Below are 23,549 nucleotides of genomic sequence, written 5' to 3' on the forward strand. Positions count from 1 at the left end.
CCCTCCGTTTCGTTCTCATTTTGCGGGAACTCCGCTCGCTCCCGAAAGCGATACACCTGTCGACTCCTAACTCGGACCAATGAGCCTCCGGGCGGGTGACTGGCAGGAGCGTATCGACGATGTCGACGCCGCACTCATCGACGGGTTCCAGAGCGGGTTCCCAGTTCGGGAACGACCCTTCGACGCTGTCGGCGAGCAGCTGGGTATCCCGGGCGACGAGGCACTCGAGCGCGTCGAGTCGCTCCGTGACGACGGGATCTTCCGGCGCTTTGGCGCCGTGTTGAACCCGCCGGTCATCGGCTCCTCGACACTGGCCGCAGTGTCGGTCCCCGAGGACCGGTTCGACGAGGTCGCCGCCGTCATCAACGACTACCGGCAGGTAAACCACAACTACGCCCGCGACCACGAGTGGAACATGTGGTTCGTCGTCACCGCCGGTTCCCGCGAGAAGCGCGACGAGATTCTGGCGGACATCGAGACCCAAACCGGCTGTTCGGTGCTCGTCTTGCCGATGCTGACCGACTACTACATCGACCTGGAGTTCCCGGTGGTCAACGCTGACAGATTCGCCCGGGAGTCAGTCGACGGCACCGACGCCAGCGCCACCCGAATCAGCGAGGACGCCGCGGCCGACTTCTCGGACCTCGACCGCCGGCTCCTGCTGGCGATACAGGAGGGGTTCCCCCTCTCGGCGACGCCCTACCGGGACATTGCGACCACCGTCGGGGCCGACGTGGACGACGTGCTCGCGGCCATCGAGCGGCTTCGGGACGACGGCTGTGTCAAACGCATCGGCTGCGTGGTCAATCACATCACCACCGGCTTCGACAACAACTGCATGGTGGTTTGGGACGTCCCGGACGACCGGCTCGACGAACTCGGCGAACGCGTCGGCGAACTCCCCTACGTCACGCTGTGTTACCACCGCCCGCGCCGACCTGAACAGGACTGGCCCTACAACCTCTTTACGATGATTCACGGTCGGGAGGCTGACGCCGTCGACGAAAAGATAGACGAGCTCTCGACGGCGTATCTCCCCGTCGACCACGACCGGCTCTACTCCACGGCCACGCTCAAACAGACGGGCGCTCGCTACGACGATATCGTGGGGGAGTGACGCCGCGAGAGCACGGGTGACGCCGTGTTGATTGTGCCACAACGCTTTTGGTATCCTTGTGTCTCCTGTAAGCCGAGACAATGTCAGAACCCGGGGGGGCTCGGATACTTGTCGTCGACGACGACGTCGACGTGGCGGAGATCTACGCATCGCAACTGGAGGGGGAGTACGATGTCGAGACGGTCTACAGCGGCCCGGCGGCGCTCGAAGCGCTCTCGCCGTCGGTCGACATCGTGTTGCTGGACCGGCGGCTGCCGAAGCTCTCCGGCGCGGAAGTGCTAGAAGCTATACGCGAGCGCGGGCTGGAGACGCGCGTCGCGATGGTGACCGGCGAGGCGGCTGACTTCGACATCATCGAGATGCCCTTCGACGACTACATCGAGAAGCCGGTCACCGAGGGGGCGCTACAGGGGACAGTCGCCCGTCTCGTTCGGTGTCTGACCTACGACGAACAGCTCCGGGAGTACTACGCGCTGACGGCCAAACGGGCCGCCCTGGTCGAGAGCAAGTCCCTCGAGGAGCTGGCCGAGAGCGAACGGTTCGGCGAACTCGAAGCCGACATCGAGGCGGCGAAAGCGGCGCTGTCGGAGCTGGTGGCCGGCTTCGAGCCGACGGACTTCGACCGGGCGTTCCGCGATATCGAGCGGGCAGACCCGCCGACTGTGGGTTGACAGGTCGCTGTGCCGGTCGCCCCGTCGGACCGGTAACACCGGTCTATTCGTCGATCTGTGGGTTCCGAAAGCACTAACCGAGCCTCGTCCTAAGCGGGGCCAATGAGTCAGCAACTCCCGGACGTGCAGGCGACGAGTCCGGACGTGACGGTCGGTCTCAATCGCGTCGGTGTCACCGGTGTCGAGAAGCTCGTCAAGCTGGGCCGGCGTGACCGGGACCCTATCGTGCTCATGGCGGAGTTCGAAGTGTTCGTCGACCTCCCCTCCTGGCGGAAGGGCGCGGACATGTCCCGGAACATGGAGGTCATCGACGAGACCCTAGAGACCGCAGTGTCCGAGGAGGCCTACCGCGTGGAGGACGTCTGTGGCGACGCCGCCGAGCTTCTCCTGGAGAAACACGACTACACCACGAAGGCGGAAGTTCGGATGGAAGCCGACTACGTCACCCACGAGTCCACGCCCGAAAGCGAGATGGCCACCCAGTCGACAGCGACTATCATCGCCTCGGCGACGGCGACCGAGGACGGCACCAGCGAGGAGATCGGCGCACAGGTCACCGGGATGACCGTCTGTCCCTGCTCGCAAGGGATGTCCGCGGCCCGCGCCCGCGAGACGCTCCAGCAGATGGCCGTCGAGGACGAGGTCATCGACGAGTTCTTAGAGAAGATGCCCCAGGCCGGCCACTCCCAGCGGGGTCACGCCACGCTGACCGTCGAGAGCGACGGGGCCCCAGAGGTCGACCTCAACGAGCTCATCGAGGTCGCCCGGGACTCGATGAGCGCCCGCATCTACAACCTCGCAAAGCGGCCCGACGAGGACCACATGACCTTCGAGGCCCACAAGGACGCGAAGTTCGTCGAGGACTGCGTCCGGGCGCTGGCCGAGGGCGTCGTCGACCGGTTCCCGGATCTGCCCGACGACGCCATCGTCTACATGGAGCAGTCCAACGACGAGTCCATCCACCAGCACAACGCCCACGCCGAGCGCGTGGCGAAACTGGAAGACCTGCGTGACGAAGTGGCGGACGAACAGTAGTCGCCCCGTTCTCAGGGCGGGCCGACGGGCGTGGCCTCGGCCCAGTGCTCGGCGAAGGCCTCGCTCACATCGGCGGTGAAGGAGGGGTCTTTCAGGTCGATGACGCCGAACGTCTCGTCTCTGCCGATCGGGTGTGGGACCTCGATACAGACCTCGGTGTCGTCGAGGAGTTCGAACGTCGTAGAGACGCGCTCGCTGTGGCGGGCGCTGTAGTTTTCGTACGCCGAGAGCCGTTCGTAGTACGCGCGGTTGACCCCCTCGGGGAGCCGGTCGAAGAGGTCCCGTTCGACGAGCAGGGAGACGTCGACGCCCCGTTCCAGGGCGGCGACCAGTTCGTCGACGACCCGCTCGGTCGCCTCGACGATGTCCAGCTGCCGTGCGGGCGGGGAGCCGACGATGACGATACGCTCGTCGGCGGCGGCCAGCCGCTCAAGCAGGAGGTTCAGCGTCTCCTCCGGCCCGACCGCGGCGGTCCAGAACGGTTCATCGACGTGGGTGCCGGCCTCCAGCTGGTCGCCCAGCTCCGAGACGATGTCCTCGTACTGCGCCGCCTTCGCTTCGAGCTCCTCTTTCTTGTCGTCTAACAGCCGGTCGAGCGCCGTCTCGGGCTCGACGGCGACGTACTTCTTCGGCCGGCTGGCCGTCTGGCTTCGCACCAGGCGGTAGGTCTCTAGGCTGTTGAGCACGTCGTAGATGCGTCCCATCGGTACGTCGCTGGCCCGGGACAGCTCCTTGGCCGTCGTCGGTCCGGTATCGAGCAGCGACCGGAAGGCACGGGCCTCGTACTCCGAGAGGCCCAGGTCGCGCAGACTTGCCATACGCCACCCTCACGGTCGGTGGACAAAAACTAATCGGAGGTTTACTGTTTCACGAGCCCCCGGTCAGCGCCGCGTCGAGTTCCCGCGGGGTCTCGCCCTCGGCGGTGACCGACTGCCCCTCGTAGTGTCGGGCCACGCCGTCGCCGTCGGGGTCGGGTACCACAGTCGTCTCGTGGTCGGCCAGCCGGAGCGCGGCGCGGTGGAGGTCAGTCCCCGCTTCGGTGCCGACGACGAGCCGCTGTGGGTCCCGAAGTCGGGCGGCCACTCCCGCGTAGCCGGCCACCTCGACGCCCATCCGCTCGGCCGCCCCGGCGAAAGACTCGACGGCGTCCCGAGCGACGGCCCGATACCGGTCCTCGCCGGTCAGCGCCGCGAGGTCCACGAGGGCGTCTGCGAGTTCCACCGTCGAGTCCAGCGGATGCATAGAGCGGCCACAGAGGCCGGCGCCGGTGTCGGGCCCGTCGCGGAACGCGCCGCCGTCCTGCTGGCGGTGCTCGACGGTCCAGTCGGCGACGGCCGCGGCGGGGCCGCCCTCGCCGAGCACCTGCCAGCTGGTCGTCAGCCCCTGCAAGACTCCGGCCTGGTCGATGAGCAGCCCGCGGTGGCTGTCGGCGTCGTCGTCGTGAATCACCGCGCCGTCCCCGTCGACGAGCTGTGTGCAGACGTACTCACGCGCGCGCCGGGCGTGGCGCTTTGCCCGCTCGTCGTCCGTGTAGGCGTGGGCCCACAGCAGGCCGTCGACGGCGAGGCCGTTCCGGTCGGCGAAGACCGTCTCGTCGACGTGTGGGGCGTCGGCGTCCTCCCGGTCGGTCGGGCTCGCCTGGTAGTAGTCGTCGTCGCCGGCCTGGCTGCCCGCGAAGGCGTCCCCGGTCCAGAGGTCGGTCGTCAAGTACTCTATGGTCCGCATGGCCGTGTCCCGGTAGGCCTCGGTGCCGGTGTAGCGGTAGCCGTGGGCGAAGGCACGTACCAGCGCCGCGTTCTCGTCCAACAGCTTCTCCCTGCGCGGGTTCGACCAGTCCCGCCCCGTCGCGTAGCGGTAGAAGCCGCCGTCATAGGTGTCGAGCAGGTGGGTCTGGATGGCTTCCAGGGTGCGTGTGGCCTGGTCGCGGGCCCGCACCAGCGCGAACTCGACGGTCCGGGCCAGCGGGAACTTCACGTCCGAGCCCCAGCCGCCAAACTCCTCGTCGAACGACCCCAACAGCTGTTCGACCATGTGCTCCTCGATGCGCGGGCGCAGTTTGCCGGCCGGCGGCGCCTCGTCCTGTAGCTGGCGCGGGACCGAGCCGGCGGCGGCCCCCTTGGCGTCCCACGACTCCCGCACCGAATCGAGAATGCCGCGAAAGCCGTCGGGCCCCAGGAACGTCGAGCCGCTGATGACCTCGCCCGCCGGCGTCAGGAACACCGTCGACGGGAACCCGCCCATGGTGTAGCGTTCCCTGACCAGCGGGTTCCGGTCGGCGTTGACCCGGACCGGCACGAACCCGTCGTTGATGTTGGCCGCGATGCGTGGCTCGCCGAAGACGCCACGGTCCATCGCCCGACACTCCGGGCTCCAGGGGACCGTCAGCGAGAGCAGAAGTGGCTTGTCGCTGTCGGCGGCCCGCTCGAACGCCTCGGGCCCCCACTCGCGCCACTCCACCTTTGTCTCAGCTGCGAACTCGTCCATACCCGCTCTCGGTGACGGGCACACATAGGGGCTGTCACTCTGGACAAAATGTGCGGCTAGGATGAACGAAGGGTGTCTGTCGACTGGTAACTTCAGTTGCTATCGGCAACGCTGGTGTCTACAGCCAGAAAGCCCCGGCTGGCTTCGGTCCCGCGACTCGCTGTCGTTCGAGAGAGCGAAGCTCTCTCGTGATGACGAAAGGCGCTGCGCGCCTTTCGAACCACGCTCCTCGTCACTCACTCCGTTCGTTCCTGTGGTGCTTGCGTCGTCGGGGTTCCCGAAGCCAGCCGCCCCTTTCAGTCCCACCGAGCACTGTTTGGTCAACCGGCTACGGGCGGGACTGAAAGGGGCGAACCGTTCGACGAAGGCGGGCGACGTAAGCACCACAGCGAGTGTAACGAGCGAGGAGCGCAGCGAGCACCCCGAGTCGAACGGTTCGGGGCTTTCTGGCTGTTAGTATGTTTGAGTACGGACACAATGGTTGTGACCACAGTTGCTAGGACGAAAGACCGAACTGTCCACCGTCCCAAGCCCATACAATGGCAACCCAGGAGGCGGACCGGCCGGGCCCGGTCACGCCCGGTGACGAGCCGCCACGCCCGGGCCGCGTACCCGTCCTCGACAACACGCTCTCGATGCTGCGGGACCCGCTTGGCTTTTACGACCGCGTGGGCGCGATGGACGCCGACGTGGTGGGGTACAACGTCGCGGGGACGACCGGTTACTTCGTGACACACCCCGACCTCGTCGAGCAGATACTGGTGACGAACCCGGGCAACTACGAGAAGGGCGCGCTGCTCCAGCGGGCGCTCGGGGAGTACGTCGGCGAGGGGCTCTTTCTGCTTGAGGGCGAGGAGTGGAAAGAGCAACGCACCGCGCTCCAGCCCGCCTTCTACCGGGAGAAGATAGCGGCCTACGGCGACTCGATGACGGACTTCGCCGCCGCGACCGGCGACGGCTGGGCCGACGGCGAGCGCGTCGACGTGCTGCCCGAGATGCGCGAGTACACCCTGCGCGTGCTGGGGAAGACGCTGCTCGACGTGGACATCGACCGCACCGCCGGGACCCTGGAACCGCTGCTGTCGGCGTTGCGGGAGCGACTCGACCCGCGGTCGCTGTCGGCCTACGTCCCGCTCGCGGTGCCGACGCCGACGAACCGCCGGGTCCGCTCGGCCCGCGCGGACTTCGAGGCGACGCTCGACGACATCATCGCCGAGCGCCGGGCCGAGAGCGCCAAAGAGCGCGAGGCCCGCGACGACGTCCTCTCGCTGTTGCTGTCGCTGGACGAGGCGACGATGAGCCGGAAACGGCTGGGCCACCAGCTGCTTACCTTTCTGGTGGCTGGCCACGACACGACGGCGCTGACCCTGACCTACGCGTGGTTCCTGCTGGGCCATCACCCCGAGCGCCAGCGGAAACTCCACGACGAACTCGACTCGGTGCTGGACGGCGCGGACCCGACCCCCGAGGACCTCTTCGAGTTGCCGTATCTCGACGACGTACTGACCGAAGTGCTCCGGCTGTATCCGCCCGCGTTCACGACCTTCCGCCAGCCCACTCGACCGGTGACCCTCGGGGGCTACGACATCGGCTCGGACGCCCAGCTGACGATTCCCCAGTGGCTCGTCCACCGCGACGGCCGCTGGTACGACGACCCCGACGCCTTCCGCCCCGAGCGCTGGACAGACGATTTCGAGGCCCAGCTACCGGACTACGCCTACTACCCCTTCGGCGGCGGCCCACGGCACTGCATCGGGATGCGATTCGCCCGGATGGAAGCGAAACTCGCCATCGCCACGCTCGCGGGTCGCTACCGATTCGAGACCGTCACCGAGCCGCCGCTCGACCTCGCGATGCGCATCACGCTCTCGCCGACCGACCCCGTCGAGGTCCGCGTTCACGAGCGGTAGCGACGGTCGCTCCACGGCTCCCTTCGGTCACTGTAACGGTTCGAGGCGTGAGCACAACGAACGCCTCGCTGCTCGCGGCTCACTCCGTTCCCCGCTCGCAATCCGAGGTGTCACTCCGTTCGACACCTCGCTGCTCGCGGCTCGTTACACTCGCCGCTGCGCTTTGTCGAGACCTCCCGCTGGTCGGTCTCGCTATCCAAAAGCGTTTGAGCTAGGCCCTGCAATCTGGGGTATGCTCCGGGCTATCGCCCTGTTGTTGCTCATTCCGCTGTTCGACGCGGTACTGCTCGTTGCGCTCGCGACGGGCGTCGTCTATCCGGTCCCACCGCTGGTCATCGTGGCGCTGGTCGTCCTCACCGCCCTCGTCGGTATGTTGCTCGTGCGCGCTGAGGGCCGGACCACGCTCCGGAAGATACAGCAGAAGCTCGCGACCGGCGAGGTCCCGACCGACGAACTCATCGACGGCGGGCTGCTCGTCGCCGCCGGCGCGTTCTTCCTCACGCCCGGGCTCGTCACCGACTTCGTCGGCCTGCTGCTTGCGGTTCCCATCACCCGCATCCCGATTCGGGCGGCGGTGCGCCGGTGGGCCGTCCGCCCCTACATCGACGCCAAGACCGGCGGCTTCGCCTCCGGCCAGGTGTACATCGGCGGGTTCCCCAACCAGGACAGCGCGGCCGACACCGGCGCTTCCGGGCCGAGCGGCTCGGCCGGTGGCGACGGCAGCGGCTTCGACCCCGATAAGGCGACCGACGTGGACTTCGAGGAGCGCGAGGACAGCTGACACTCGTTCGACAGCAGACTCCCCTGTGGCGGTTTCACACTACCAGTGATGAAACGTCACCCTTTTCTATACCCCTCGGGAATAATCGAATGCGCTCACCTGGGCCAATAGCTCAATCAGGTTGAGCGCTCGGCTGATAACCGGGAGGCTCTCGGTTCAAATCCGAGTTGGCCCACTCCAACCGACGGCCCGGCCGTCATTGGGGTCAAAACTCCCCGGCCACTTCATCTTCGGTCCGAACAGTCCCGAGCTGTTGGTGTCCGGAGCGACGGAACGGACCCATGTCGAGGACCCCCCAGAGGGCGAGAACTGAGAGACAACGCCTAGTTTGAGATAAATCACGTTATCGAGACCGCCAAGGCGTATCCCAGTCGCAGACGGGAGTGGTCTCTGACAGACACAAGTTATTTACAGACATTAGCGAATTGCTACGACGACATGATCGAAGCGGCACTTCGCTACCAGACACAGGGCGAAGACTGGGTCAAACGGGTCGCGATCGGTGGCGTGGCGATGTTGCTGGCTTTCCTCATCTTCCTCCCGATATTCACGGTGTATGGCTACATACTGGAGGTCATGCGGCGAGTCCTGCGGGGGGACACCGAGACGCCGCCGGAATGGGGCGATTACGACATCGTCCAGCTAAGTATCAACGGCGCGAAGGGCTTCGCCATCCTGTTCGTATACGGCCTCGTCGTCGGGGTCGTCACGCTCCTGCCGGCCGGGGTGTTGCTCCTGCTGGGGGCCCTCTTAGGGAGTGGCACCATCGCGGCGCTCGGGACGCTCATCGGTGGCGTCCTCTATCTGGTTGGGGTCGTCGCCATCGCTATCGTCGCGCCGATAATGATCTGTAACTTCATCATCAAAGACGACCTGAGCGCCGGCTTCGATATCGACGTGTTGCGGACGTTTATCACCAACAGGGTGATGCTGCGGGCCGTGGGGCTGGCAGTCGTGGTCAACTTCGCGGTCGGCGTCGTCAGCGGTGTCCTAGGAGTCACCATCATCGGCGCTCCGATAGGGTTCGTCGTGACGTTTGTCGGGCTGTCGGCAGTCGCATACATCTGGGCGACCGGCTTCGCGGACGCCTACCGCGAAGAGATCGGCGAGTTGCCGGCGATTCCGGACGGGCCGACCAAGATGGAAGTCGTCCAGCGCACCGCGGCCGGCGACACGACGGCCACCAGCGGCACGCCGGAGGACATCGCCAGCGGGCCCAGCGAGTCAGGCGACGCGGACGGCGACGCCAGCGGTCCGGACCCGACCGACGGGGACCGCTGGGACTGACACCGGTCGCGCGTGTTTTGCCGCGGCCGAGCGCACAGCGTCGGCCGGCCCCCGGGCGTTCGGCGGCGGGGCCTGGCGTATTTGCCCGCCCGAGCCCCGTAGCAAGTCGAAGCGCGTAAGACACCACCGGGTGTGCTAGCAGCTATGACCTCCGACGCCGCCGAGACACACAGGAACGCCGAACAAGATGTCATCGCGGTCGACGCCGACGACAACCCACAGGGGACTGTCAACCGGCTGGACGCCCACACCGGCGACGGCATCCGCCATCGGGCGTTCACCGCGCTGCTGTTCGACGAGGACGACCGCATCCTGCTGGCCCAGCGGGCGGCCGACAAACGCCTCTGGGACACCCACTGGGACGGTACCGTGGCCTCCCATCCCGTCGAGGGCCAGACACAGGTCGAGGCGACCGAGGAACGCCTCGAAGAGGAACTCGGCGTCACTCCGGACCAGTACGGGGACCTCCGGGTGACCGACCGCTTCGAGTACAAACGCTACTACGAGAACGCCGGCCTGGAGTGGGAGGTGTGTGCGGTCCTGCAGGCGACGCTGACCGACACGTCGCTTGCTCCCAACCCCGAGGAGGTAGACGGGCTCATGTGGGTGCCCTACGACCGGCTGGACGAACACCCGGAGTACTACCGGCAGCTCCGGCTGTGTCCGTGGTTCGAAATCGCGATGCGGCGCGACGAGGAACGGTAGCTCAGACTGTCGACGGACCGTCCGCCGTCGAATCGTCCGTCGCTGAGTTACCCGCCGTCGAATCGTCCAGTGGTGTATCGTCCACCGCCGACTGGCCGTCTACAGCCGCCGGACGCGTCGCCGCCGGAAGCGCTATCTCGACGGTCGTCCCCGGGCCGCCGACAAAGGAGAGCGTGCCGCCGACGTTGCGGACGAGCCATTTGACGAGCCAGAGCCCGACGCCGGAACCGTGCTGGAGCGGCGTCTCCTCCCCGGCCAGGATAACGGCCTGTTCGTGGTCGGCGATGCCGGGACCGTCGTCACTGACGCGGACGGCGACACCCTCGTCCCGCACGGAGACCGTGATGTCGACGGTCGGCGCCCCCTCACTGTGCTCTACAGCGTTATCCAGCAGTTCCTCGAACGCGAGCGAGAGCGCCGGCGAGCCGTCGACCCAGCACTCCTCGGGGCAGTCGAGCGTGATGTCGGCCTGGGGGTAGCGGTCCCGGGCCTCGGCGACCGCGGTCGCCAGTAGCTCCGGAAGTCGGACCGGTTCGGCGCGCTCGCTTTCGAGGGCCTCGGAGACGCGACCGATCTTGTTGCTCCGGTCGACGATGCTGTCGACGGTCCGGACGATGCGGTCGATGCGGTCCCGTTCGTCCGGGTCGACGCTGTCGGCCAGTAGGTCGGCGTTGCCCCGGACCACGTTCATCTCGTTGCGGATGTTGTGTCTGAGCAGTCGGTTGAGCACGTCGATGCGCTGCTCGCGCTGGCGGCGGTCCGTCACGTCCCGGAGGCTGACGAGGTGGCCCGAGACGACGCCGTAGGACCGGTACAGCGGCGTGATACGGACGTCGTAGTATCGGACGGCGCCGCTGTGTTCCAGACGGGTCTCCGTCTGGGCGCGCTCGCCTTCCTCGGGCACGGTCTCGGCCAGTTCGGGCAGCTCGGCGGCCAGTTCCCGCCCCGAGAGCGCCGCGGGGGCCTCCGAGAAGAACACGGTGGCGGCGGCGTTGACGTCGACGATGCGGCCCGACCCATCGACGATGATGACCGCGTCATCTATCTCGGCAAACACCGCCTCCCGGCCCAGGTCGCGCGTGATCGGAGCGACGTCTAGCAGCTGACCGCGGAGCATCGCCCCTGACAGCACCACACCGGAGACGACGTATCCCAGGCTCGTCGGGTCAAAGCGCGCGGGCACCAGATTGAACGCGTGGATCGAGTGGCCGACCGTCGGGACGGTGATGGCGACCAGCAGTGCGAGCACCTGTCCCTGAAAGCGGTCGCTAGTCCGCAGCATGGTCCGGATGAGGAGGACGCCGCCGGCCAGTATCAACACGAGCATGTACGCGAGGTGCCCCCAGCGAGCCAGTCCCCAGACCGGGACGAGCGTGGAGGTCTCGGCGGCGGTCACGACCGTCACGTCGTACCAGACGTACTGGTGTGTGACGTTCGACCACACCAGCGTGACGAAGACGGCGGGCTCTATCAACAACAGCGCGGCGCGTCTGGGGGAGAGCCAGTAGGGGTGGCCGGTGTACTCAAGCACCGTCACGAGCCACGCGACGGGGACGACGACCGAGAGCGTGAGCTGTATCTGGAGCAGTCGCTCCATCAACACCACGCCGGGGACCACGAGTTCGAGCCCGTGTGCGACGGCCCAGAGACTGGCCGCGACGACGAAGGCCGCCAGCGGGCCGGCACCCGGTCGGTCGCGGTGGAGCCAGGCCAGAACGGCCACACCCATCCCGACCACGGCGGCCAGCAGAACCGCCGCGAGGGGCGCGGAGACCATTTGCTTTTGTGGTGGGTAGACGCCGGTATAAACGTTCGCGGCCCAGTATCGCCTCCGATACTACGGCCTGTCACAGTGGTCTCGCGAACGGCGGGCCGCGCCTACGACCGGCGCGAGCGCAGCGCCGACCACACCGCGACGGCCCCAAGCAGGAACGCCGGGACCAGCGGCAGGGCCAGATAGGCGGCCCGGAGTGTCAGCCCGAGCGACCGGACGACACCCTGTGCGGCCGGCAGGAGCAAGATGGCGACGGGGACGACGAGAAAGCCAAGGAGAATCATACCGACGAGTATCCACCCCTCCGTGCCGAACTCCTCGCCGGTCTCCGCCTGGCGGGGCGGTTCACCGCTTGGCCGGTGGACGTAGTCGTCGTCGTCGGTCGCGTCGCTACCCATCGAACGCACCCGCCTGCGTTGCTGGCCGCTGAAACGAGCGAGTGGGCCGCACGAGCGCCGGGACCCGGTGTACTGCCTGCATGGCTCACCGTCGGGTCAGCGGGCGCAAAACACTGGCGGTCCGGGACATGCCCCGTGACTCGGGCGGCGGCCACACTCAGGCGTCTGTCAGCGGCTCCGGACGGCTGATTTCGAGGTGACTGACACGGTGGTCGTGCTCGTGTTCGTGGGCCTCGCGTTTCCCCGTGGCGGCCCTCGGCGACGCGTAGAGCCCCTCGAACGGGCATTCGTGACACACTACGTGGATGACCCCTTGCATACGCTATTTCTCGTCCAAAACCGCCATAAATTTTCCGTATTAGTCCCCAGAACTATCGTCCGTCGGGAGCGCCCGTCACGCCGGGGGAAGCGTTTACTCGGCGTAGGCCGTTGTCCCGGCATGGTCGATTTCCAGTCCCGCGATACGCGCCGTGGCCCCACCGACGACGCGGACTCGTCGTCGGAGACCACAGACGCAAGCAAGGACGACGCCACGGATGGGGACGAGGAAGCCGCGGAACCGGACGAGGACGCCGTCGCCGAGACGGCCGACGCTGGGGCGGAGGGGACCGACGATCCGCTGGCCGAGGGCGCTGCCTCCGAGGAGGACGACGCTGGGGCGGAGAGGACCGCGGAACCGGACGAGGACGCCGTCACCGAGACGGCCGACGCCGCGGGCACGGACCCGCTGGCCGAAGATGCGGGCCCGAACGAGGCGGGGGCGGCCGAGACAGGCAGGGACAAGTCCCGGTCAGCAGACGCCACTGCCCACGCGGCCGACGCGGAGGCGGCCGACCCACTCGGGGAGACGGCCGGGCGAGACGAGCCGGCCGAGACCGAAAAAGCCCTCACGGAAAGCGAGCCGGAACAGACAGCGGCCGAAGCGCCGCCACGGGCCACGCCGAGTCGGTCCGTCGACGTGGCTGTGGTGACGGTGTCCGGCGACCGGGACGCGCTCGAAGACACCGTGACAGCGGCGTTCGAGGCGGCCGGACACGCGGTCGTGCGGCGCGAGCGGCTGCGTGGCGGCTACGACGGCATCCAGGAGATGGTCGACACGCTGGTCGGTCGCGAGGCCGTCGACGTGGTCGTCACGGTCGGGGGCGTCGGGCTGACGGCCGACGACATGGCCGTCGAGGCGGTCCATCCGCTGCTGGAGAAGGCGCTGCCGGGCTTTGGCGAGGCGTTTCGCGCCCGGCTGGCCGACCACGTCGGCACCGGCATCGTTGGCGTCCGGTCGACGGCCGGCGTCAGCGACGGGACGCTCGTCTTCTGTCTGCCCGGCGACGCCGGGGCGGCCGAGCTGGCGGTCAGGGAGATTCTGGCGACCGAAGCCCCGGTGCTGGTCGACCAGCTCGACGGGTGACTGTCGCTCAGACTCGGTTTTGCCGTCACGCTTTACTCGTTTTAGGCCGGTTTATCCCGACGACCGGGCGTGTACTGGTTCCAGCGGTGTGAGTGGCTCAAACCGTCGAAATCCCGGCCCCAAAGCGTACAAACGGTCTGAATCGGCATTAACCACGAACCCCCTTCAAGTGTTACTCCCCACACGCTCCGAGTGCAATGTCCGACCGCTCTCCGACTCGACGCAACGTCCTCCGAGGTATCGGCGCGTCACTGACAGCGGCGATAGGCACGACGGCACTCCCCGGGAGTGCTCTGGCGGCCGGCGGCTGGGAGTCCGTCGAGGCCCCCACGGGGAACACGCTCCACGACGTCGAATACACCGACGCGGGCGCCTACGCCGTCGGCGGCGGCGGTATCGTCCTCGAACGCGCCGCCGAGGGCTGGAGGAAGGTCCTCGACGGCGGGCCGACCGGCAACGGCAACAACCTCTACGGCGCGGACGTCACCGACGACGGGCGGGCGCTGTGGTTCGTCGGTAGCTCCGGCGCCATCGGCGAGTACGACGTCTCGACGGGCGTCGTCACCGACCACAGCGCGCCCAACGACGTGACCAACAACTTCAACGACGTCGCGGTGACCGGCGCGGCCGGCGAGGCGAACGTCTACGTCGCCGGCGACTCCGGGAAGCTGTACTACTCCTTCGAGAACGGCGCGAGCCAGACGTGGGACTACGTGACGCCGGGCTCCGGGTCGGCCATCAACGCCGTCGACTTCTGCGACGAGCGCTCGGGCCACATCGTCGACGGCAACAAGTCCGTCTTCCGAACAAAGGACGGTTCGACGTGGAACAAGACCGGCCTCGCCGACGCCAACGTCAACTTCTACGGCGTCGATAGCGACGGGTTCGACGACGTCCGGGTCTCCGGCGGCGGCGGCGGGATGGTCTTCCGCTGGGACGGCAGCGAGTGGACCCCGACCGACACCGGCGACGCCGGGCTACGGGACATCGAGGTGACTGACGCCGACGGCGCCGGCCTGACGGTCGGCGGGGGCGGCGCGGTGTACGAACTGGCCGACGGCTGGACACAGCGCCAGACCCCGACCGGCGCGAACCTGCAGGCCGTCGTCCGCGGCGCCACTGACGTTGCCGTCGGCGCGGGCGGGACCGTCCTCGAACGATAGCGCCGGTTTTGGCGTCGCCGTTATCCCGCTGGCAGGAGTAGGTGTCGTATGGACGCTATCGAGGTCCAGAACGCCTCGGTCCCCGCGCTCGGACTGGGCACCTGGCAGCTGACCGGCCCGGCGTGTACCGAGACGGTCGAGACGGCCCTGGAGCTTGGGTACCGCCACGTCGACACCGCACAGGCCTACGGCAACGAGCGCCGGGTCGGTCGGGGCATCGAGGCCGCCGACGTCGATCGGGAGGACGTGTTCCTCGTGACCAAACTCGACGGTTCCAACCGGGACGCCAGAAGCGTCCGCCGGTCGGTCCGCAAGAGCCTGCACGACCTCGGTACCGACTACCTCGACTGCCTGCTCATCCACTGGCCCAACACCCCGTGGATGGCGCCCCTCTCCGAGACCCTCGACGCGATGAACGACCTCGTCGACGACGGGCTGGTCGAGCACATCGGCGTCAGCAACTTCTCACCGGCCCGCCTCGACCGGGCCCGCGAGCTCTCGGACGCCCCGATACTCACCGACCAAGTCCAGTACCACCCCTACTGGGACCAGCGGCAACTACTGGACTACTGTCGCATCCACGACGTCCTGCTGACGGCTTACAGCCCGCTGGCACGCGGGGGCGTGCTTGACGACCCCGCGCTGGTCACTATCGGCAACCGCTACGGCAAGTCGCCGGCCCAGGTCGCGCTGCGCTGGCTGGTCCAGCAGGAGGGCGTCGCCGCCATCCCCAAGGCGTCGAGCCGCGAGCATCTGGAGGCGAACATGGCGATATTCGACTTCGAGCTGACCGACGAGGAGCTAGCGTGGATTCGCAACCCCTCGAAGGGGAAGACGGCCTACCAGTTCGTCCGGTCGCAGCTGCCGTTCTGACCAGCGTTTCGGGCGAATTTTCCACCCGGAGGCCGAACGGCCGCTATGGTCACCCCGCTCTCCGAGGACGTGTGGTGGTACGACCTCAGTGGAACCAACGCCTATCTGGTCGACGACGACGCCCTGACGCTGGTCGACACCGGGACGCGCTTTCACGCCAGCGCCCTCATCGGCGGGCTCCGGGACGCGGGCTTCGAACTCCGGGACCTGGACCGGGTTTTGCTCACACACTACGACGTGGACCACGTCGGCGGGCTCTCGGCGTTCGACGGCGCCGACCTGACCATCTACGTCGGTGCGGGAGACACTCCCTTCGTCACCGGCGACCGGACGGCGCCGCTGTCGAACCACAAGGGGTTCATCCAGCGACTCGGCCGCCCGCTCGTCTCGCCGCCCGACAACCCGGTCGAGCCGCTGACAGACGGCGACACCGTGGGGTCGTTCACCGTCTACGAGACGCCCGGACACACGCCGGGTCACGTCTGCTACGTCAGCGAGACGCTTTCGGCGGCGTTTCTGGGGGACCTCGTCGTCGAACGGGCCGACGGACGCTTCCATCCGTCGCCGTGGCTGTTGAGCTACGACACCGACGACGTCGAGCGGAGCATCCGGTCGCTGGTCGAACGGGCGCCCGAGTTCGAGATCGCCGGGATGGGCCACGGCGTCCCGTTCAAGACGGGCGGAAGCGAGCGGCTGGCGGACGTGGTGGGACGGCTCTGAAAACAGGCGCGGCGAGCCGCTACAGCTCCTCTGCGACCGCGTCGGGCCCCAGCAGGCCGGGGTCGACGACGAGGTCGGTCTGGCGGGAGGCGAAGTCGGGCAGCGACCCCTCGGCGTAGACGACGACCCGCAAGTCGGGGTTGAGGTCCTTCGCGACTGCGATAGAGGTGGCCTGGGCCATCTCGGTCAGCAGGTACACCTCGGCGTCCATGACGCCGGCCTCCTCCAGGCCGGGGCGGTTGCCCACGTCGGCGACGGTGACCGTGTAGCCCTCGCTTTCAAGCGCCTCGCGCATCCGTTCGGGGTCGTCCCCGACGAGGACGACGTTCATTCGTACTCGATTGTCGCGGGCGGTTTGTGTGTCACGTCGTAGACGACGCGGGCGACGTTCTCGTGGGCGCCCGTGATGCGCGATTGCATCCGCTGGAGGGTGTCCCAGTCGAGTTCCTGTGCGCGGGCAGTCATCCCGTCGCGCGATTCGACGGAGCGGACGGCGACGACCCAGCCGTGGACGCGGTTGTCGCCCTTGACGCCCGTGGCCTTGCCGATGACGGCGGCCAGGGCCTGCCAGGGTTCGTACTCCTCTAGCTCCTCTTCGACGACGTGGTTGGCCTCGCGGGCCACCTCCAGTTTCTCCTCGGTGACCTCCCCGATGATGCGCACCGCCAGCCCGGGGCCGGGGAAGGGCATCCGCTCGGAGATTATCTCCTCTAAGTCGAGCGCGCGAGCGACCTCGCGGACCTCGTCCTTGTAGAGGTCCCGCATCGGCTCGACGATACCGTCGAAGTCGATGCGCTCGGGGAGCCCGCCGACGTTGTGGTGGGACTTGATGGTCCCCTCCGATTCGATGCGGTCGGGGTAGATGGTCCCCTGGACGAGGTAGTCGGCGTCGACCTCGCGGGCGACCTTCTCGAACTCCCGGATGAACTGCTCGCCGATGATGTGGCGCTTCTCCTCGGGGTCGGTCTCGCCTTCGAGTTCGTCGAGAAAGCGGTCTTTCGCGTCGACGATACGCAGCGAGTCCATGTAGTCGAACGTGTCGCGAATCTCGTCGGTCTCGCCTTTCCGCATGAGGCCGGTGTCGACGTAGACGGCGGTGAGCTGGTCGCCGATGGCCTCGTAGGCCAGCGCCGCGGCCGTCGAGGAGTCGACGCCACCGGAGAGGCCGATGACGGCGTTTTTCTCGCCGACCGCGTCGGCTATCTCCTCGATCTTCTCGTCGATGAACTCATCGGGGTTGACCATCAGTGGCTCACCTCCGTGGTCCCCGTGTCGTCAGACACGTGCGGTTCGTCGCCGACGACGGCCTCGAGGAGGCCGACGAAGGGCGGGCTCGCTCTCGTGGGTCGGGACCGGAACTCGGGGTGGAACTGCGTGCCGATGAAGTACGGATGCTCCTCGGGCGCGAGTTCGAGTATCTCCATGCGATTGGCAGAGCGTCCGGAGAACTTCAGCCCGGCGGACTCCAGTTCCTCGAAGTACTCCGGATTCACCTCGTAGCGGTGCCGGTGGCGTTCCGTACAGGAGTCGCCGCCGTACAGCGCCGCGGCCAGCGTGTCCGGTTCGATGTCGGTCTCGTGGGCGCCAAGCCGCATCGTCCCGCCCATGTCCTCGACCTCGTACTGCTCGGGCAGGATGTCGATGACGGGGTGGGGCGTCTCCTCGTCGAGTTCCGCCGAGTGGGCCCCCTCAAGCCCCAGGACGTTGCGGGCGTACTCGATGACCGCAAGCTGGAAGCCCAGACACAGCCCCAGGTAGGGCACGTCGTTCTCGCGGGCGTACCGGATGGCTTCGATCTTGCCCTCGGTCCCGCGGGTGCCAAAGCCGCCGGGGACGACGATGGCGTCGGCCTCGCGCATCCGGGACTCGTGGTGGTCGGGCATCTTCTCGGAGTTGACCCAGTCGACGTTGACGTCGACGTTTTTCTCCAGGCCGGCGTGTTTCAGCGCCTCGTGGACGGACATGTAGGCGTCCTCGAGGTCGTACTTGCCGACGAGCGCCACGTCGACTTCGCCCTCGGTCTGCTGGGTGACGAGGTTACGCCAGCGGTTCTCCCGCTCGCTCTCGGGCAGGGCCTCGTCTTTGATGTCGAGTCGCTCCATGACGTACTCGTCTAGCCCCTCCTCCTCGACCATCAGCGGGACGTGATAGACGTCGTCGACGTCGGGGTTCGAGAAGACGGCCTCGGTGGGGACGTCACAGAACAGCGCGATCTTCTCTTTGGTGTCGATGTCGAGCTTGTCCGAACAGCGACCGACCAGCACGTCGGGCTGGAGCCCGATAGACCGGAGTTCCTTCACCGAGTGCTGGGTCGGTTTGGTCTTCTGCTCGCCGTTTTTCGAGTACGGCACCAGCGTCACGTGGGTAAAGAGGATGTCCTCCTCGTCTTCCTCGTGTGCGAACTGGCGCAGCGCTTCGAGGTAGGGCATCCCCTCGATGTCCCCGACGGTCCCCCCGACCTCGATGATACAGACGTCGTTGCCCTCGGCGGCCTCCCGGATGCGTCGCTTGATGTCGTCGGTGATGTGCGGGATAATCTGGACCGTCCGACCCAGGTAATCGCCGGCGCGTTCCTTCTCGATGACGTGCTGGTAGGTCTTGCCCGTCGTGATGTTGTGGTCGAAGGTCATGTCGATGTCGAGGAACCGCTCGTAGTTCCCCAGGTCGAGGTCGACCTCCCCACCGTCCTTGAGCACGTACACCTCGCCGTGCTGGAAGGGGTTCATCGTCCCGGCGTCGACGTTGAGATACGGGTCAATCTTGACCGCAGTCACGTCGAACCCGGCGTTTTTCAGAAGGCGGCCCGTGCTTGCGGCGGTGATGCCTTTCCCCAGACCAGACATCACGCCGCCGGTGACGAAGATGAACTTGCGACCCAGTTCCGGGTCGTAGTCCGTTTCGGGTTCGGTCGGCATACTGTCGGTGGCTCCCGTGCCCTCAAAACGGTTTCGGACCCCGCCATCTTCGCCAGCGAGTGGCACTGTCCGGGTCGCCGGGTCACTTCGCCCGCCCGTGCCGACCCGGTCGCAGGACCCGCGAGAGCAGCCCCGCCTTCGGTGTCGACGGGTCGAACCGGAGGTACGCGAGCAGCACGTCCCCGCGGTCGGTCAGCCGCACGGACCCCTCACGGGCGTCGGTGACCAAGACGCCGGCCTCGACTAGCCGCGGGATATGTGTCTGGTGGAGGGAGACGTACACCGCCTTTTGTTCGCTAGCCGCCGCGCCCTCGCCGTGTTCCCCAGTGGCTATCTCGGCCGTGACGTCGCCGACGGCCGCCTCCCCGCCGAGCCGGTCGACGGTCCGGAGCAGTTCGCGTCGCCGCCCCATCGATAGGAGTGTGAAAATACGGTCTTCGGACAGCTCCGTCTCGTCGTCTGATTTCGTTGTAGAACCACTGTTCACGGAAACACCTCACTTAGGGTAGCACGACCGCCATAGTCAGTCTTTAGGCCACTTGCTCGTCGCATGTCGAGCGGATACGCACGGTTCAGCTACCGCGGCTCAGCAACCGGGTGACTGCGACCAGCGCCGCCAGCGCCAGCGCCGAAAACGCCGCATCGCCCGTCGAGGCGCCGATGGCGAGAAACAGCGCGAAACCGGCCAGGAAACCGGCGGCGAGGGACACCGCCCCGTGGCTCGCCCGCTCGACGGCCGGGTCGGCGGTTGACATATACCGCTATTGTGCACTATAGAACAATAAATACACGGCCGGCAACTGCGGCCCCCACGTCACAGCCGCGCTCTCAAGAACGCACCAACGAGGCGGCCGACCCGGTCGTGGTCACCGTGGAAGGCGTGGCCCGACGGGCGGCGCTCGACGGTGTGACCCAGCTCCTTCGCGCGGTCGGCCACCGGCGCTGGGTCGACGGCGGTGTCGCGCTCGCCGACGACGACCTGCAGCGGGCAGTCGACCCCGTCGAGCGCGTCGGCCTCGGCGGCCGGTGCCAGGACCGAGCAGGCGGCCAGCGTCGCGTCGGTGCGGGCGGCTGCCCGCAGCGCCACACCGCCGCCGAAGCTGTAGCCGAACAGGCCGAGGCGGTCGTAGCGGTCCCCGGCCCAGGCGAGGGCGTGCTCGGCGTCGCCGGCACACAGCGCCGGCCCCCGCTGGTCGTCCCAGGGGCCGTAGTCGAACCGGAGACAGGCGATGTCGGGCGCCAGCGCGTCGCTCACCGCCCGGAGCCGCGGGTCCGAACGGGAGCCGCCGTGTCGCGGATGGGGCGGACAGGCGACGACGGCGCTGTCGGCCTCGGAGCTGTCGAGGCGCCCGCGGACATCGCGGCCGCCGGGGACGACGACGGGGTCGCTCATGGCTCGGCTGTCGGCCACGAGGGCCGTGTAGCTGTCGACCCGCACCCATGAAAGAAGTTTAAGGTCAGAGACCCGAACTGTGGGTCATGGGAATCCTCTCGCGCGCATCGTACGTCATCAGGTCGAAGGTGAACGCGGTCCTGAACCGCTCGGAAGACCCGACCGAGACGCTGGACTACAGCTACGAGCAGCTCCGGGACGAACTGCAGGACGTCAAGCAGGGCATCGCGGACCTGACGACACAGAAAAAACGCCTGGAGATCCAGAAGCGCCGCCTGGAGGAGAACGTCGAGAAGCACAACGACCAGGCCCGCCAGGCCGTCGAGCAGGACCGCGACGACCTCGCCCGGAAGGCCCTAGAGAAGAAAAAGCAGAAGATGAGCCAGATAGAGGAGCTGGACGGTCAGATAACCCAGCTCCAGTCCCAGCAGGACCAGCTGGTCGAGCAGAAAGACGAGCTCCAGCGCCAGATAGAGCAGTTCCGGACCAAAAAGGAGACGATGAAAGCCCGCCACGAGGCCGCCAAGGCCTCCGTGCGGGTCAACGAGGCCATGACCGGCGCGGGCGACGAGATGGAGGACGTGAGCCGGGCCATCGAGCGCGCCGAGGAGCGCACCGAGGACATGGAAGCCCGCTCGCAGGCGATGGACGAGCTCCGCGAGGACGGCGTGCTGGAAAACCAGCTCGACGACCGCAGCCAGCTGGACAAGGAACTGGAGGCGGTCCAGCAGGGCGGCGAGGTCGACGCCGAGCTGGACACGCTGAAAGCCGAGATGGGCGAGGAGAGCGCGACGACGGACGACGGAGCCGGCGACGAGGCCGTCGAGACGGAACTGGAGGCGGAGCTAGAGGACGACGCCGTCAGCAGCGTCGACGACAGCGAGGTCGAGGCGGAGCTGGACGAGCTGAAAGAGGACGAACAGTCGGGATAGCGACCGACCGGGCGCGCGGACCTGCACCGCCGTTTACGGGGGCCAGATAGCGGCCACCGACAGCGTCGTCACAGCACAGAGCAGCAGTTGCAGCGGCGCGCCAACGCGGGCGTAGTCGGTGAACCGGTACCCCCCGGGGCCATACACCATGAGGTTCGTCTGGTAGCCAATGGGCGTGAGAAACGCCGTCGCGACGGCGAAAGTCACCATCACGAGGACCGGGAAGCCGGCGACGTCGGCGCCCTGTGCCGTCGCGACGGCGATGGGCGCCATCAGGACGATAGTAGCGACCGGCGTGATGATGCTCGCAAGCACCGCCGTCAGCAGGTAAAACAGAGCGAGCAGCGCCAGCGGCGGGAGCACGCCGGCCGCGCCGGCCAGTAACTCGCCGACGTACGCCGACCCGCCCGTGGCCTGCATCGCCGTGCCGAGCGGGAGCAGTCCGGCCAGCAGGAAGATAACGTTCCAGCTGACGGCGTCGTAGGCGCGAGCGGTCGTCAGCGCGCCCGTCGCGACCGTCGCGACGACGCCGCCCAGCGCGGCGATGTAGATGTCGACCAGGTCGACCGCCGCCAGGGCGATGACGGCGACGAGGATGCCGACCGGGACGAGCGCCTGCGGGGACAGCGACGGCGCCCCGTCGTCGGCGTGTACGTCGAACAGCGCAGGCGGCCCGTCGGTGAGCAGGAGATACCCCTCCTCCTCCAGATGGCCGACCTTGTCGACGGGGGTCTGGAGCAACAGCGTGTCACCGGCGGCCAGCGTGACGCCGTCGAGCGCCTCGCGGATGACCGTCTCCCCGCGGCGGACGGCCAGGACGGTCGTATCGAACCGCGAGCGCAGGTCGATGTCGCCCAGTTCCCGACCGAGCAGCCGCGACTCGGCGTGGACGACGGCCTCTGCGAGCACGCCGTCGTGGTCCGGGTCGAGCAGTATCGACTCGGTGACCGGGTCCCGGGAGAGCTGTCGGAGGTCGAACCGCTCGGCGAACCGGTTGACTGCCTGCCGGCTCCCGCGGACGGTGAGTACGTCGCCGGGCGAGAGCGAGCGGTCCGTCGCCGTCGCGAAAAAGGACTCGCCGTCGCGGTCTATCTGGAGGACATCCACGTCGATGTCGCCCTCGGGTCCGCCGTCCGTGATGAGCTGGCCGTCGTCGACGAGGAGGTCGCCGCCATCCAGCGTCTCGCCGACCGTAGCCCCGACCAGCGGCGACTCCGAGCGGACCGTCAGCCTGGCCAGGTGCCGGTCCATGTCGAACTCCTCGGTGAAGTCCTGGGACGGGGGGACGCGCTCGGGAACGAGCGCGCGGCCGACGGTGAGGAGGTAGGCGACTCCCACCAGCAACACGACGACCCCGACCGGCGTCAGCGTGAACATCGCGAGCGGCCGACCGAGAAGCTCCCGGGAGACGTCACTCGCGAGCAGGTTCGTCGAGGTCCCCACGAGCGTCAGCGTCCCGCCCAGCATCGCGGCGAAGGAAAGCGGCAGGAGGAGCTTCGACGGGGAGATGCCGTATCGGTCCGAGAGCCCGGTCACGAGCGGGATGAACACGGCCACGACGGGCGTGTTGTTGACGAAGCCGGCGCTGACACCGGTCGTTCCGACGATGGCCGCGAGCAGGCGCCCTTCGTCGCCGCCGGTCAGCTCGGCCAGCTTCCCGCCGAGCCAGTCGACCAGCCCGGCCGCCTCGACGCCCGCACTGAGGATATACATCGCGACGATAGTGATGACGGCGGGACTGGCAAAGCCGGCGATGGCCTCGCGGGCCGGGACGCCGGTGTAGGGTTCGAGGACGGCAAGCGAGACGAGCACCCCCAGTGCGGTCATATCCGGCGGGAGCCACTCGGTGACGAAGAGAGTCAGGGCGACAGCGATGAGTGCGAAAACGACGAGCGCCCCCGTGGAGAGTGCTGCCATTGTGGCAACTCGACGGGAGACGGCGGGATAAATCCCAGTGGGGCCGGAAAATGGTTTTACGCCGACAGG

At 67.6% G+C, this 23,549-nt stretch carries 24 protein-coding genes and 1 tRNA gene; 13 read left to right on the top strand and 12 right to left on the bottom strand.

The window, feature by feature from the left end:
- Positions 1-79: 79 nt before the first annotated feature.
- The 3 genes from ahbB (at position 80) to mptA (ending at position 2,823) form a co-directional block, all read left to right on the top strand.
- Positions 80-1,117 (top strand): siroheme decarboxylase subunit beta, encoded by a 1,038-nt coding sequence (ahbB, locus tag VJ162_RS10060; RefSeq protein ID WP_324663976.1) that lies wholly within the window; start codon positions 80-82, stop codon positions 1,115-1,117.
- An 80-nt stretch (positions 1,118-1,197) separates the two neighbouring features.
- Positions 1,198-1,788, top strand: a complete 591-nt coding sequence (locus tag VJ162_RS10065; protein WP_324663977.1) for a response regulator — start codon at positions 1,198-1,200, stop codon at positions 1,786-1,788.
- Between the two features lie 102 nt (positions 1,789-1,890).
- On the top strand, positions 1,891-2,823 hold the full coding sequence (gene mptA, locus VJ162_RS10070) for a GTP cyclohydrolase MptA (RefSeq protein ID WP_324663978.1): 933 nt from the start codon (positions 1,891-1,893) through the stop codon (positions 2,821-2,823).
- 11 nt (positions 2,824-2,834) lie between these two features.
- Here the strand turns inward: mptA and VJ162_RS10075 are convergent, their stop codons facing one another.
- Complete coding sequence (locus VJ162_RS10075; protein WP_324663980.1) at positions 2,835-3,641, bottom strand: TrmB family transcriptional regulator; 807 nt, start codon at positions 3,639-3,641, stop codon at positions 2,835-2,837.
- 49 nt (positions 3,642-3,690) lie between these two features.
- On the bottom strand, positions 3,691-5,307 hold the full coding sequence (locus tag VJ162_RS10080) for a DUF255 domain-containing protein (RefSeq protein WP_324663981.1): 1,617 nt from the start codon (positions 5,305-5,307) through the stop codon (positions 3,691-3,693).
- 539 nt (positions 5,308-5,846) lie between these two features.
- On the opposite strand from VJ162_RS10080, the gene VJ162_RS10085 reads away from it, so the two are divergent.
- From VJ162_RS10085 to idi, 5 genes are all read left to right on the top strand, one after another.
- Entirely contained in the window at positions 5,847-7,217 is a 1,371-nt protein-coding gene (locus VJ162_RS10085; protein ID WP_324663982.1) for a cytochrome P450, read from the top strand.
- Positions 7,218-7,449: 232 nt separating this feature from the next.
- Entirely contained in the window at positions 7,450-7,998 is a 549-nt protein-coding gene (locus VJ162_RS10090) for an FxsA family protein (RefSeq protein ID WP_324663983.1), read from the top strand.
- Positions 7,999-8,099: 101 nt separating this feature from the next.
- Positions 8,100-8,173, top strand: a tRNA-Ile gene (locus VJ162_RS10095).
- A 263-nt stretch (positions 8,174-8,436) separates the two neighbouring features.
- Entirely contained in the window at positions 8,437-9,285 is an 849-nt protein-coding gene (locus VJ162_RS10100) for a DUF4013 domain-containing protein (RefSeq protein WP_324663984.1), read from the top strand.
- 144 nt (positions 9,286-9,429) lie between these two features.
- Complete coding sequence (gene idi / locus VJ162_RS10105; protein ID WP_324663985.1) at positions 9,430-9,990, top strand: isopentenyl-diphosphate Delta-isomerase; 561 nt, start codon at positions 9,430-9,432, stop codon at positions 9,988-9,990.
- 1 nt (position 9,991) lies between these two features.
- Here idi and VJ162_RS10110 read toward each other — a convergent pair whose 3' ends face one another.
- The 3 genes from VJ162_RS10110 to VJ162_RS10120 all read right to left on the bottom strand — a co-directional run bounded on the left by VJ162_RS10110 (position 9,992) and on the right by VJ162_RS10120 (position 12,481).
- Positions 9,992-11,767: a histidine kinase N-terminal 7TM domain-containing protein gene (locus VJ162_RS10110; protein ID WP_324663986.1), complete on the bottom strand. Its 1,776-nt coding sequence runs from the start codon at positions 11,765-11,767 to the stop codon at positions 9,992-9,994.
- Between the two features lie 101 nt (positions 11,768-11,868).
- Positions 11,869-12,162 (bottom strand): hypothetical protein, encoded by a 294-nt coding sequence (locus tag VJ162_RS10115; protein WP_324663987.1) that lies wholly within the window; start codon positions 12,160-12,162, stop codon positions 11,869-11,871.
- A gap of 157 nt (positions 12,163-12,319) precedes the next feature.
- On the bottom strand, positions 12,320-12,481 hold the full coding sequence (locus VJ162_RS10120) for a hypothetical protein (RefSeq protein ID WP_324663988.1): 162 nt from the start codon (positions 12,479-12,481) through the stop codon (positions 12,320-12,322).
- Positions 12,482-12,601: 120 nt separating this feature from the next.
- On the opposite strand from VJ162_RS10120, the gene VJ162_RS10125 reads away from it, so the two are divergent.
- The 4 genes from VJ162_RS10125 (at position 12,602) to VJ162_RS10140 (ending at position 16,323) form a co-directional block, all read left to right on the top strand.
- Complete coding sequence (locus tag VJ162_RS10125) at positions 12,602-13,567, top strand: molybdopterin-binding protein (protein WP_324663989.1); 966 nt, start codon at positions 12,602-12,604, stop codon at positions 13,565-13,567.
- Between the two features lie 197 nt (positions 13,568-13,764).
- Positions 13,765-14,730, top strand: a complete 966-nt coding sequence (locus VJ162_RS10130) for a beta propeller repeat protein (protein WP_324663990.1) — start codon at positions 13,765-13,767, stop codon at positions 14,728-14,730.
- Between the two features lie 48 nt (positions 14,731-14,778).
- Positions 14,779-15,603 (top strand): aldo/keto reductase, encoded by an 825-nt coding sequence (locus tag VJ162_RS10135; RefSeq protein WP_324663991.1) that lies wholly within the window; start codon positions 14,779-14,781, stop codon positions 15,601-15,603.
- A gap of 45 nt (positions 15,604-15,648) precedes the next feature.
- A complete protein-coding gene (locus VJ162_RS10140; RefSeq protein ID WP_324663992.1) occupies positions 15,649-16,323 on the top strand; it encodes an MBL fold metallo-hydrolase in 675 nt (224 codons plus the stop codon).
- A 19-nt stretch (positions 16,324-16,342) separates the two neighbouring features.
- Here VJ162_RS10140 and VJ162_RS10145 read toward each other — a convergent pair whose 3' ends face one another.
- The 6 genes from VJ162_RS10145 to VJ162_RS10170 form a co-directional block, all read right to left on the bottom strand.
- Positions 16,343-16,654, bottom strand: a complete 312-nt coding sequence (locus VJ162_RS10145) for a DUF7126 family protein (protein ID WP_324663993.1) — start codon at positions 16,652-16,654, stop codon at positions 16,343-16,345.
- On the bottom strand, positions 16,651-17,568 hold the full coding sequence (guaA, locus tag VJ162_RS10150; RefSeq protein ID WP_324663994.1) for a glutamine-hydrolyzing GMP synthase: 918 nt from the start codon (positions 17,566-17,568) through the stop codon (positions 16,651-16,653). Before guaA ends, VJ162_RS10145 begins: the two co-directional genes overlap by 4 nt.
- Positions 17,568-19,238: a glutamine hydrolyzing CTP synthase gene (gene pyrG / locus VJ162_RS10155; protein WP_324663995.1), complete on the bottom strand. Its 1,671-nt coding sequence runs from the start codon at positions 19,236-19,238 to the stop codon at positions 17,568-17,570. Before pyrG ends, guaA begins: the two co-directional genes overlap by 1 nt.
- A gap of 82 nt (positions 19,239-19,320) precedes the next feature.
- Positions 19,321-19,725 (bottom strand): DUF7344 domain-containing protein, encoded by a 405-nt coding sequence (locus VJ162_RS10160; RefSeq protein WP_324663996.1) that lies wholly within the window; start codon positions 19,723-19,725, stop codon positions 19,321-19,323.
- An 85-nt stretch (positions 19,726-19,810) separates the two neighbouring features.
- Positions 19,811-19,993 (bottom strand): hypothetical protein, encoded by a 183-nt coding sequence (locus VJ162_RS10165; protein ID WP_324663997.1) that lies wholly within the window; start codon positions 19,991-19,993, stop codon positions 19,811-19,813.
- Positions 19,994-20,052: 59 nt separating this feature from the next.
- Positions 20,053-20,631, bottom strand: coding sequence for a dienelactone hydrolase family protein (locus VJ162_RS10170; RefSeq protein WP_324663998.1), 579 nt, complete (start codon positions 20,629-20,631; stop codon positions 20,053-20,055).
- Between the two features lie 86 nt (positions 20,632-20,717).
- Here VJ162_RS10170 and VJ162_RS10175 point away from each other — a divergent pair, with 86 nt between their 5' ends.
- Positions 20,718-21,563 (top strand): PspA/IM30 family protein, encoded by an 846-nt coding sequence (locus VJ162_RS10175; RefSeq protein ID WP_324663999.1) that lies wholly within the window; start codon positions 20,718-20,720, stop codon positions 21,561-21,563.
- Positions 21,564-21,596: 33 nt separating this feature from the next.
- On the opposite strand, the gene VJ162_RS10180 is transcribed toward VJ162_RS10175, so the two are convergent.
- Positions 21,597-23,480: an SLC13 family permease gene (locus tag VJ162_RS10180; RefSeq protein ID WP_324664000.1), complete on the bottom strand. Its 1,884-nt coding sequence runs from the start codon at positions 23,478-23,480 to the stop codon at positions 21,597-21,599.
- Positions 23,481-23,549: the final 69 nt, after the last annotated feature.

The sequence above is a fragment of the Haloarcula sediminis genome, assembly GCF_035656455.1.
Lineage (GTDB): Archaea > Halobacteriota > Halobacteria > Halobacteriales > Haloarculaceae > Haloarcula > Haloarcula sediminis.